Genomic DNA, 10229 nt, shown 5'->3' with positions numbered 1-10229 from the left:
ATTGTGATTTCCAACGTTCCAGATGGCCTTTTGCTTGAACGTTATTTGAAAAGGTTCCGGATTGAATGTCTTTTCAAGAACCTCAAGTCTCTGGGTTTTCGGCTGGAGAACACCCACATGACGGATGCTCGGCACCTGGAACGTTTGGTGTGCCTACTGGCAGTGGTGTTCGTGTGGGCGGTGAAACTGGGCGAAAGGGTTCAGATTCCAAAAAAGAAACATGGTCGTTTGGCCCGGAGTGTCTTTCGGGTGGGGATTTCTCTGCTGCTGGAGTTATTCAGGAAGCCATTGTGGGCTTTACTGGAAGGCCTTCAGCTTTTGTTCCCCAAACTTGTCGGGTACTGAGGTACCTGCGGTATTTACCAGCGTATTGTCCATTTCTAAACTTAATCGAGACCACCTGGCGGAAATTGAAGGGATTTTTGATGCCCAGACGGTGTTACAACTCCGTAGCTGAGTTAACGGAGGCTTTGCTGGCTGCCTTCAAGCTGCTGGGAGCCATCAGTCTTTGATTTGGAAAGTTGAGAGGTGTTTTATTGCCACTCGTGAGCATAACGTTCAATGACGCCACCATCAAATAATAAGGTCTGCAGATCAGGAGCAATGAAATAAGTCTGATCAGGATCTGGGTAAACATCGGATCTATAGATACCCGGCCTGTTGTTGTGCCCAGAGTAATAAAAGGCGCTATTCCCCATATCATTCCCAAGAGGGAGCATTCCAGAGTAGAATTCCAAATAATCAAGACAATAATCGCGGACAAACCCATGCATTGACTCAATATCAAAGTTGTACAAATCAAAGTAATCCGCTACACTACAAATAATAACCCCATAATCATCAAGAAAAGAAAAGTACTAAGCAGGAATTTTAACACCAATAAGCTGCTCAATCTCCTGGACCTTTGCGAGGTCTACAGGACGGGCTGGGTCTTGGCTGCTCAGTTGAATGCCAGAATGTAATTGATCTTTAATCTTTTTGAGGGACATAGGTCTTCTCCTGTTGCAGATTTTTAGACCAGGGATTCATGATGGTTGGTCTTTGCCAGCATTCTATCCCATTTTTTATATGGGAGATACTTAGCTCTATATGTCCGCAACGACACCCACCTCCATTGAGGTTGAGGTCCTTGCTGTGTGGGTTTTGAATGAAAGGTGTCCTTGCATCCCTGTCCTGATGTTTGGCCATCAGGTTCTCAGGGGCGCCAGAGCCACCCTTGCCAGGTAGTGACCTGCCCCTCTTTTGCTCTGGTACTTCTGGATCAGGTCTGAGAGTTCCCGCTGGAACATTTTGGCCTCCTGAAAATCCAGTTGCAACTGGGCCAGTTCAAAGAGCATCGCTGGAGCATCCTCTTTCAGCAGGAGTTCATGGAAGCCCGGTCCAGCTTCGTCCATGGACTGCATGTCGATTTTGACGGTGCCTTCTTTCCACACCCGCATTTCCCAGCGGTCCAGTTTGCGCAGGGTCTCGATGCTGGTTTTCACCAGTCCAGCAATGAGTTGCTGGTTGAACGGTTCATCGTGCCTGAGGAGCAGGTCTTCCAGGGTGGAGTTGGGAATCAGGGAAAGCGGAATCAGGAAGCCTTTGCCTGGCGTCTGGTACCACTTGATGGGTTTGCCTTTGCGTTCCTGCACCCTTGCCACCTCCAGCAGCCCGAGGTCCAGGAATTTGTTCACCCAGTACAGCATGGTGTGGCTGGAGACCTGCAGGGTTTCACTGGCGGCTTTCACGGTGCAGGCTTCTTCCATGAAAGGGGCAAGCAACGAGAGGGCTTTGGGTTCGGTGAGCAGCAAGGCCGCTTCAGGGTGGTTCACCGGGCAGGGGCTATCTGGAAAAGGGATGTCCATTTTACATGGCTTAGCCTTACAGTGAACCCACGACCCCATGAGGGTCCAGACACCTGAAAACCCGCTCTCCTCCCACCAGGGTGAACCCCCTGGTTGGCCTTCCCATGGAAAGGAACCCATGCGCACCCAACTCCAACCCACCCCCACAGCCCAGCACACCCTGATCCAGCTTTCCGGGGTTCACCGCACCTTCGAGACCCCCTCAGGGGCGTTCCATGCCTTAAAAGGCATTGACCTCACCGTGGAAAAAGGAGAATTCATTGCCGTGGTTGGCAAATCCGGCAGCGGAAAAAGCACCCTGATCAACGTGCTGACCGGGATTGACTCACCCACCCGTGGAGAAATCCACATCGAAGGCACCCCCATTCACCAGCTGGGTCAGGAACAATTGTCCACCTGGCGCGGCAAAACCGTGGGGGTGATGTTCCAGTTTTTTCAGCTCCTGCCCACCCTCACGGTGATTGAGAACGTGATGCTCCCCATGGACTTCTGCAACACGTACCCCGTCAAAGAGCGCCGGGAACGGGCCATGCAACTGCTGGCAAAACTGGGCATCACAGAACAGGCCAACAAACTGCCCACGGACCTTTCGGGGGGGCAGCAGCAACGGGCCGCCATCGCCCGGGCGCTTGCCAACAATCCACCCATTCTGGTGGCCGATGAACCCACCGGGAATCTCGATTCCGCCACCTCGCTGGAGGTCATGCAACTTTTCGCCGCTCTGGTGAAAGAAGGCAAAACCGTCCTGATGGTCACCCACGAACGGGAGTACGCCCGCTTCTTCACCCGCACCCTCACCATGCAAGACGGCAGGCTCACATGAATGTGCGCTGGAAGAAAATCCTCGGGGATGTGCGCGCACTGCAGGGGCGCATGGTGCTGATGGTCCTCGCCCTCACACTGGGCCTCTTCGGGATGGGCACCATCCTCACCGCCTACACAGTGCTGATGCGGGAAGTGTCGGTGAATTACCTCTCCACCCGCCCCGCTTCAGCCCAGCTGGAACTGGACCGGGTGGACGCCCTGCTGGTGCAAAAAGCCGCCCGGCAACCCGGCATCCAGCATGCGGAGGCCAGCAGCACCTTCACGGCCCGAGTGCAGGCCAAGGATGGCCGCTGGTTTCCGGTGCTGCTTTTCGTGGTGCCCGATTTTGAGGGGCTCACCCTGAACCGTTTTCGTCCAGAAACCGGCCAGTGGCCCCCCAAGACGGGCAGCATGCTCTTGGAGCGCGAAGCCCTCAAACTCCTGAATGCCGTGAACGGGGACACCTTCACCCTCGACACGCCCCGAGCAGGAAAACGCAAGCTGCAGGTTTCTGGCACCGTGCATGATCCGGGTCTCGCACCAGCGTGGCAGGAACAAACCGTGTACGGCTACATCACCCCCCAGACCCTCCAGACCCTCGGGGAGAAAGCAGAACTTCACCTGCTGAAAGTGGAGGTTCAGGACGCCAGCCAAACAGAAACCACCATTGCAGGACTGGGCCGTTGGCTGAAAAGCCAGGGACGCACGGTGCATGAGGTACGCATCCCACCTGCCCGCAAACATCCCCATCAGGGCCAGATGAATGCAGTGCTGGTGATGTTCCTGATCTTCAGCGGACTGGCCTTCTTGCTTTCAGGCATCCTCACCGCGACGTTGATTGCAGGGCTGCTCTCCCAGCAGATCCGACAGATTGGGATCATGAAAAGCATCGGGGCCAACACCCGCCAGATTGCCGGGCTTTACCTCACCCTCGTGGCAGGGCTGGGTCTGGTGGCAGTGCTGGTGGGGCTCCCTCTGGGCACCCTCGCTGGTCAGGGTTTTGCCGAGGTGGTGGCGTCCCTGTTGAACTTTGACCTGAACTCCAAAGCGGTGCCCCTGTGGGCGGTGCTGCTCGAAGGGGGGGTGGGCCTCGTGCTTCCGGTGCTCCTCGCCCTCGTTCCCATCCTTGGGGCCACCCGCACCACGGTGCTCAGGGCCCTCTCGGACCATGGGGTGAAACCCGATGCCCGGGGACCCCTCTGGGTGGAGTGGTTGCTGCAGAACCTGCCCAACCTGGACCGCACGTTGCTCTTGTCCATCCGCAACGCGTTTCGCAAAAAGGGCCGCATACTGCTCACCCTGACTTTGCTGGCAGCCGCCGGAGGGATGTTCCTGACCAGCCTGAATGTCAAGGCTGCATGGGAAAGAAACCTCGCTGACGCCGCTCTGGACCGCAAGCATGACCTGGAGTTGCGCCTGCAGGACTTCGCGTCAGAGCAGCAGGTTTTGCAGGTGCTGCAAGGCACACCGGGCGTGAAAACCGCCGAAGCCTGGAGTGTGCTGCCCGCAGCGGTTGGCCGCAAAGACGGACTCAGTGTGGTGCGCACCTACCCTGATGGAGGGCACGGCAGCCTCAGTGTGCGCTCGGTTCTCGCAGCCAGTCAACTGGTGCGACTCAAGGTGCTGGAAGGCCGCTGGTTGAAAGCAGGTGACACCGGTGTGGTGCTCAACCACAACGCCAGAGCCTTCTTTCCAGAGGTTCAGGTGGGTGAAACCTTACGCATGACGGTGGAAGGGAAGCCTGTCACCCTGAAACTGCTGGGTGTGGTGCGGGAAATCGTGTCCCCTGCTGCGGCTTACGTTCTCCCGGACACCTTCTCTGGGATTCTGGGGACTTCCGGGAAAGCCAATGCCTTCAGGATTGCGCGTCTTGCTGGCGCTTCCCCGCAGGTGCCTGCCGAAATCGAAAAGAGGCTGAGACAGGCCGGAATTCCGCTGAAGGCTGGGGTGTCAGAAGAGATGCTGGATGATGCAGTAAGCGGACACGTGTACATCCTGATTGTGGCCCTGATGCTGATGGCCATGGTGATGGCCGTGGTGGGTGTGCTGGGACTGGCGGCCAGCATGGGAGCGAACGTGGTGGAACGCACCCGGGAGTTTGGCATCATGCGCGCCGTGGGGGGCACGTCCAGAACCATCGTGCGAAACGTGACGTCTGAAGGACTGTTCCTGGCAGGGCTCAGTTTCGTGTTCGCGGTGCTCACCTCCCTGCCGTTGTCCTACGGGGTGGGTGCACTGGTCGGCATGATGTCCTTCCGTTTCCCTTTGCCCCTCACGGTGTCCCTGTGGGCTGCTGTTTTGTGGCTGCTGCTGGTGACCTTTGGAGCCTTTGTGGCCAGTGTGATCCCGGCAACGGGTGCCGCAAAGCTGACGGTCCGTGAAACCCTCTCATACCAATAAAAAGGAGAAAGACATGAACAGAAATGCAAAAGTGGCATCGGTGGTGCTGGGTGTGGTGGCTCTGGGAGGTTTGCTTTACCTGATGCACCATTTCAATGTGCTGGGCCTGATGAAGCAACTGCACGGTGGGTGAGGTTTCCTTTTGAGCATGGCCCCGGAAATTTCCGGGGCCATCGAAGGGGTGAGCGTCAAGTCAGCCTGGTTTCACACGAAAAATCTGCTCTGCCAGTGCCCTGCTCTGGGGGGTTTGCACCACCTCCGGATGGTGGGCCAGCGCAACTTCACGCTGAATCACCGGCCGCACAGGCACACTTGCCAGCGCAGCAGTGGAGTGGGGAATCAGCAGTTCAGGCACCAGACTCACCCCAATGTTTTCTTCCACCAGAGCCATCAAAGTGGTGAGGTCTCGGACTTCGTAAACCACATCAAGGGTCAACCCTTGTTGCATGAAAGCCTGACGGATCAAGGGCTCACAGCCAAACTTGGAGAGCACATAGGGGTAAGGAGAAATCTGGGACAGCAAGATTTCTCCTTCAACATCCAGCGGGTGACCGTGGGGCACAATCAACCTCAGTTGGTCTTGAAAGACAGCCTTGAGCTGAAAGTGGGAATGGGTGGGCAGTTCAACAAAGGCCAGATCCACCGTGTGGTTGTCCAGCCAGCGTTCCACTTCACTGGAGGTGCCTTCAAAAATGAGCACCTCCACCTGAGGGTGCTGTTGTTTGAGGGCACTGATCGCTCTGGGCAGAATCCGGCAGGACGTGCTGGGAAAACTTCCAATCTTCACCTTGCCTGATACCTCACCTTGCTGCTGGCGCGCTGCAAGTTGAAGCTGAGCGACCCCGTGGGCAATGCTGCGAAAATACGGCAGCAGGGCCTCTCCTTGAGGGGTGAGGCGCACCCCGGAGCGGTCCCGCTGAAGCAGCTTCACCCCGAGTTGTTTTTCCAGTTTGGAGAGGCTGTGGCTGACCGAAGACTGGGCCACATTCAACCGGAAAGCCGCCTCAGTGAAACTTCCCGTTTCCAGCACCATCAAAAACACCTGGACCTGTGACAAGAGCATACATGGAAAGTATACATCGAAATCGTGCATGAATGAATCAAATCCATCTATTTGATTCATGAAAGTCCCTGTTTTATCCTGTTGGGGAAAGAAACAGCGGTTCAGCAGGTTTCTTTCAGCAGGCTGATCTGTGCGCCCAGACCCAGGTGCCTGATTCTTTCTGCCCACTCACCCCCCATTCCATCCTGTCAGGATGCTGCCCCAAAGCAGCACCCGTCTTGCATCTGTGCCAGTCAGCCTGTTGCTGGCCAGAGCAGAAAGGAACCCATGCCTTACGTGAAAATTGAGATCACCCGTGAGAACAACACCCGGGAGCAAAAGCTCCTCCTGATTGCGGCGGTCACCCAGGCCCTGCAGGACATCCTCGGCAAGGACCCTGCCACCACCTTCGTCACCATCGATGAAATCGACACCGACAACTGGGGCATCGGGGGCGAACTGGTGACCGACCTGCGCCAGCGAAAAGCCCATGGATGAAGTTTTGCAAAGCCCAGATCGGCAGATGATCGAAAATCTGCTTCAGGTGTATTTTGACGGTCTTTACACCTCTGACCCCCAGAAACTTTCTGAAGTCTTCCATCCCCAGGCACACTACATCACCCCATCTCAGGGAGACTTCTTGCAGCTCAGCTTGCAACAGTATTTGCAACGCGTTTCTCAGCGCACCTCGCTGGAAGGCACAGGATTCATTCGCACCGACCGCATTGAACGCATCGAACAGCTCAGCGAGGACACCGCTCTGGCGGTGGTGACCTGCTCCCTTCCCGGACGGCGTTTCAAAGACCTGCTGGCCCTGGCGAAAACCGAAGGACGCTGGACCATTGTCTCCAAAGTGTTCCACTGGGATCCCCTCCCGGAATCAGAAAGGATGAACCCATGAAAACCCTCGTACTCTATGCCCACCCCTTTGAAACCAGTTTCAACCACGCTGTGCTGGAAGTGGTGACCCGGACTTTGAAAGCCCACCAGGCAGAGGTGGCGGTGCGTTCCCTTTACCAATTGAACTTCCAGCCCATTGCCAGCACCACCGATTTTGCAGCTCTGGCAGAAGGAGAAACCAGTGCAGATGTCAGGGATGAACAGAACTGGGTGCTGTGGGCAGACCAACTCATCCTGATTTATCCAGTGTGGTGGACGGGCATGCCTGCCATCCTGAAAGGCTACTTTGACCGGGTGTTCACGCCAGGATTTGCTTACCGGTACGAAGACGGCATCAAACAACGTCTGCTGCAGGGCAAACAGGGGCTGATTTTCAGCACCACCGGAGCCACCCGTGAAGCCTACGAAAAAGGCATGTTTGAAGCCATGAACCGCACGCTGGATGAAGGCATCTTTGCGTTTTCTGGCATTGAAGTCAGGGACCACCACTACATGAGCAACCTGCCAGGCAGCACAGCAGAGGAACGAGAGAAGATGCTGCTGGACGTTGAGCAGAAGGTGGCCGAACTGATTTTTCCATCTTCCCGCTCTCTCACAGCTTCAGGATGCTTCTGAAGGCCCTGAACAGGACAGGATTCTGACAGGAACGTGTGTTCGAATCACACTCCAGAAGAGGGACCTCGAAAGGGCAAGCCCACCGCCTCCAGCCTTCCTCTGGCGTCCTGGATTATTTGTGCTCGAGAAAAGGTGGATTTCGAAAACAGGGCTCTCTGAAAAACGGTAGGGTGCGGGTTGGGCTGATCCCTGCAGGGAGGGTTTCAGGCAGAAATGCCTACTGGCAGCACGGTGAGGGAATTTACTGTGCTGCCAGTAGGCATTCACTTGCCCGGCCCGGTGGGAAGGATCGACACCCACAGTGACGTCCACCGGGAACAGTGCGTGTCCATGCAGGAGACCCCACAGCTGCAGAGGTGTTCCCCACCGGGCGCACCTCACAACTGGCACCTGCACTCTGGCGCGGAGGTGTGGATCACAGGGGCTGCGGTGTGGCGTTCGGAGACTTCTGCTGCAGGCCTCCCCATTTGGGGAGTTGAGGTTTGAAGGGTATGTTTTTTTGTATTTTGTTTGTGAAATTTTTATTGTTTATATAAGTGTTTGACCGCCAGAGGAAACCGCTTTGCCCACTCTGACTCGTGGTGAATGGCCCCTTCAAACAACTGAAATTGCAGTTCTTCACGGTACCCGAGTTCTCTGAGCCGTTTTTCGGTGTAATGGGCATCTTTCACGTAAGCTTCCTGGATCCATGGAATTTCGGCGGTTTCCTGGTCTCCCACGTCCATGTAGATCCGGCCCGGGTGGTGGATGACGTTCGAGAGCCATGGGACGTACTCCCCTTCTGTGAGCCAGAACGCTGGACTGAGCACCCCTGCCAGAGCAAAAACGTCGGGTCTGCTGAAAAAGCCGTACAGGCTGATCAGACCTCCCATGCTGGATCCCATCAGTCCAGTGTGATCACGGTCTGACAGGGTGCGAAAGTCCTGATCGATCAGGGGTTTGAGGGTGTTTGCGAGGTACTGGATGTAAAGGGGGGCTTTGCCTCCTCCCCTGACACTGTGCTTGTGAAAATTGTATTCATTGTCGCGCTGACCAGCGAGGTTGGGGATGCCCACCACAATGATTTCCAGCCCTTCCTGTGCGAGCCTTTCCAGACTTTCATCCACCTGCCATTCGCCCGAGTAGGAGGAAAGGTCATCAAAGAGGTTCTGACCGTCGTGCATGTAAAGGACCGGATAACGGCGGTCTGGATGGGTTTCGTAACGGGGTGGAAGACAAACGGTGATGTCCCGGTGGTTGTCCAGTTCAGGGCTGTGGTGGTTTTTGAAGGTCAGCAGGTGGCCTGTAGCAGTGCTGCCTTCCTGCTTGAGGTATGGGGTCCAGTTTGAATTCATGTTCATTTCACTGTACAGACTGACATGGTGTCAGGGTCAACGGCAAAGGGAGCCTGGTGGTCTCCTCTGCTTCTAAACCCCAAACCAAAACTTCGGTCGTCAAACCATTTCTCATCAACATCAAAGCTCAATCAAATGCTCAGAAGAGGCGCAACCCTTGAGAAGGGTGAATCGATTGCTGGGTTTCAGGTGCCTCCTCTTCATCATTCGAAATGTGGTGCAAGAGGTCAGCCATTTGGCCATGTGCGATTTTTTTCGTGTGTCATCTTCAAAAGGTACCCCTGAGGAATGCGTTTGACGTTTGATCTTGTTGAGCTGGCCCTTCGCCGTGGACAGGGTCATGCCCTGATGTTTTTGGAACACCACCCTTCAGAGCAAGCCCATGAACTGGTGCTGCAGGCCTTGCCAAAGTCCAGTGTGCTGGACGTTGCCCTTGAAAAATTGGGAAGTGTTTACCTGCTGGAAACCCGTCTGGAACGAAACACGGACCTGCGAAAGACAGCAGCGTTTCATCTGGAACAAACCAGATCTGATGGAGAAACAGGATGACCCAGAGGATAAAAGCAGGACTGATCCGATCCATTCCATGTGATTCTCTGGAGTTTGAAGGATGATCTTATCGATTGACTTTGATTTGTGTGCGTCTGGCTGGGGATATGTTTCTTCAGAACGAGGGGCCTTGTGTCTGCCCACAGAGAGAATCAGTGAGGATTTTTCGCAGCCTGCTTTGAAGACTGGTACAACTGAAAGTCCAGATGCAGGTCCGATGCAGGTCCCTGAGCACATCTAACCCAACCGTTCTACCCATGCTTTAGGGCAAACAAATCCAAAGAGGGGTTCGAGGGGATTGATTTCAGGATGTTTTCAAGACCTTTGTCGTTGCGGGAACCTCCGTGTATTTCTACAGGTCAGGAGTGCCTGACAAAATTTTTTGTAAGTCAAATTTGTTGCGTTTTGGCTCAGTACCCGACAGTTTGATTGAGGCGTAAAAAAGCCAGACTGGTACAGTAAATCTGCTATGAAACACTGTCCGTCTGGCAAAAACCAGCATACCCTAACTGCTGCCCTCAGGGAACACTTTCCCTATCGAAAAAATCACCTCCATACCCTCGGTCAGGTGCTCCAATCCCTCCTGGAGGGAAAACATGTCATCCAGCAGAGTATTGCTGACCGTCTCCCCGGAGAGGCTCAAAACACGTCCAAGCTCAGACGCGTCGAACGCTTCTTTTCCACCCATCCTCTCAGTCAGCACCACACTGCACCTTACCTGCTCGACAACCTCCCACA

The 10229-nt window shown here is 55.2% G+C and carries 10 protein-coding genes and 1 pseudogene; 7 read left to right on the top strand and 4 right to left on the bottom strand.

Going from position 1 to position 10229, the window contains the following annotated elements:
- Window positions 1-345 (top strand): annotated as a pseudogene (locus Q371_RS22605) (IS4 family transposase); the annotation flags it as partial.
- A gap of 842 nt (window positions 346-1187) precedes the next feature.
- Here the strand turns inward: Q371_RS22605 and Q371_RS22595 are convergent.
- Window positions 1188-1814 (bottom strand): hypothetical protein, encoded by a 627-nt coding sequence (locus tag Q371_RS22595; RefSeq protein ID WP_157442891.1) that lies wholly within the window; start codon window positions 1812-1814, stop codon window positions 1188-1190.
- Between the two features lie 151 nt (window positions 1815-1965).
- Here Q371_RS22595 and Q371_RS22590 point away from each other — a divergent pair, with 151 nt between their 5' ends.
- A complete protein-coding gene (locus Q371_RS22590) occupies window positions 1966-2670 on the top strand; it encodes an ABC transporter ATP-binding protein (protein ID WP_051965101.1) in 705 nt (234 codons plus the stop codon).
- Window positions 2667-5051, top strand: a complete 2385-nt coding sequence (locus Q371_RS22585; RefSeq protein WP_034345052.1) for an ABC transporter permease — start codon at window positions 2667-2669, stop codon at window positions 5049-5051. The genes Q371_RS22590 and Q371_RS22585 overlap by 4 nt, the downstream gene beginning before the upstream one ends.
- 193 nt (window positions 5052-5244) lie before the next feature.
- Here Q371_RS22585 and Q371_RS22580 read toward each other — a convergent pair whose 3' ends face one another.
- A complete protein-coding gene (locus tag Q371_RS22580) occupies window positions 5245-6114 on the bottom strand; it encodes a LysR family transcriptional regulator (protein ID WP_169743911.1) in 870 nt (289 codons plus the stop codon).
- Window positions 6115-6165: 51 nt separating this feature from the next.
- On the opposite strand from Q371_RS22580, the gene Q371_RS28145 reads away from it, so the two are divergent.
- The 3 genes from Q371_RS28145 to Q371_RS22565 are packed head-to-tail and all read left to right on the top strand — an operon-like array spanning window position 6166 to window position 7608.
- Window positions 6166-6591 carry a 2-hydroxymuconate tautomerase family protein gene (locus tag Q371_RS28145; protein ID WP_342668537.1) on the top strand — a complete coding sequence of 142 codons (426 nt, stop codon included), beginning with the start codon at window positions 6166-6168 and terminating at the stop codon, window positions 6589-6591.
- Window positions 6584-6994, top strand: a complete 411-nt coding sequence (locus Q371_RS22570) for a nuclear transport factor 2 family protein (protein WP_051965099.1) — start codon at window positions 6584-6586, stop codon at window positions 6992-6994. The genes Q371_RS28145 and Q371_RS22570 overlap by 8 nt, the downstream gene beginning before the upstream one ends.
- Entirely contained in the window at window positions 6991-7608 is a 618-nt protein-coding gene (locus Q371_RS22565) for an NAD(P)H-dependent oxidoreductase (protein WP_084571612.1), read from the top strand. Before Q371_RS22570 ends, Q371_RS22565 begins: the two co-directional genes overlap by 4 nt.
- 521 nt (window positions 7609-8129) lie before the next feature.
- Here the strand turns inward: Q371_RS22565 and Q371_RS22560 are convergent.
- Window positions 8130-8942 carry an alpha/beta hydrolase gene (locus Q371_RS22560; RefSeq protein ID WP_051965097.1) on the bottom strand — a complete coding sequence of 271 codons (813 nt, stop codon included), beginning with the start codon at window positions 8940-8942 and terminating at the stop codon, window positions 8130-8132.
- A 288-nt stretch (window positions 8943-9230) separates the two neighbouring features.
- Between Q371_RS22560 and Q371_RS22555 the strand changes: the two genes are divergently transcribed.
- Window positions 9231-9491, top strand: coding sequence for a hypothetical protein (locus Q371_RS22555; protein WP_034345044.1), 261 nt, complete (start codon window positions 9231-9233; stop codon window positions 9489-9491).
- A 505-nt stretch (window positions 9492-9996) separates the two neighbouring features.
- Here the strand turns inward: Q371_RS22555 and Q371_RS27815 are convergent.
- The coding region (locus Q371_RS27815) for a hypothetical protein (protein ID WP_034339357.1) at window positions 9997-10229 on the bottom strand (233 nt) is incomplete at its 5' end.

Source organism: Deinococcus misasensis DSM 22328 (assembly GCF_000745915.1).
In the GTDB taxonomy this organism is placed as follows: Bacteria; Deinococcota; Deinococci; order Deinococcales; family Deinococcaceae; genus Deinococcus_C; species Deinococcus_C misasensis.
Note: the sequence above shows the minus strand (reverse complement) of the source record. Positions and strands in the feature narration are given on the sequence as shown.

Excerpts from the sequence above, each read along its gene's own strand:
- Q371_RS22590 (WP_051965101.1), top strand. The coding sequence starts at position 1,966 with ATGCGCACCCAACTCCAACCCACCCCCACAGCCCAGCACACCCTGATC.
- Q371_RS22585 (WP_034345052.1), top strand. The coding sequence starts at position 2,667 with ATGAATGTGCGCTGGAAGAAAATCCTCGGGGATGTGCGCGCACTGCAG.
- Q371_RS22580 (WP_169743911.1), bottom strand. The coding sequence starts at position 6,114 with ATGCTCTTGTCACAGGTCCAGGTGTTTTTGATGGTGCTGGAAACGGGA.
- Q371_RS22570 (WP_051965099.1), top strand. The coding sequence starts at position 6,584 with ATGGATGAAGTTTTGCAAAGCCCAGATCGGCAGATGATCGAAAATCTG.
- Q371_RS22565 (WP_084571612.1), top strand. The coding sequence starts at position 6,991 with ATGAAAACCCTCGTACTCTATGCCCACCCCTTTGAAACCAGTTTCAAC.
- Q371_RS22560 (WP_051965097.1), bottom strand. The coding sequence starts at position 8,942 with ATGAATTCAAACTGGACCCCATACCTCAAGCAGGAAGGCAGCACTGCT.
- Q371_RS22555 (WP_034345044.1), top strand. The coding sequence starts at position 9,231 with ATGCGTTTGACGTTTGATCTTGTTGAGCTGGCCCTTCGCCGTGGACAG.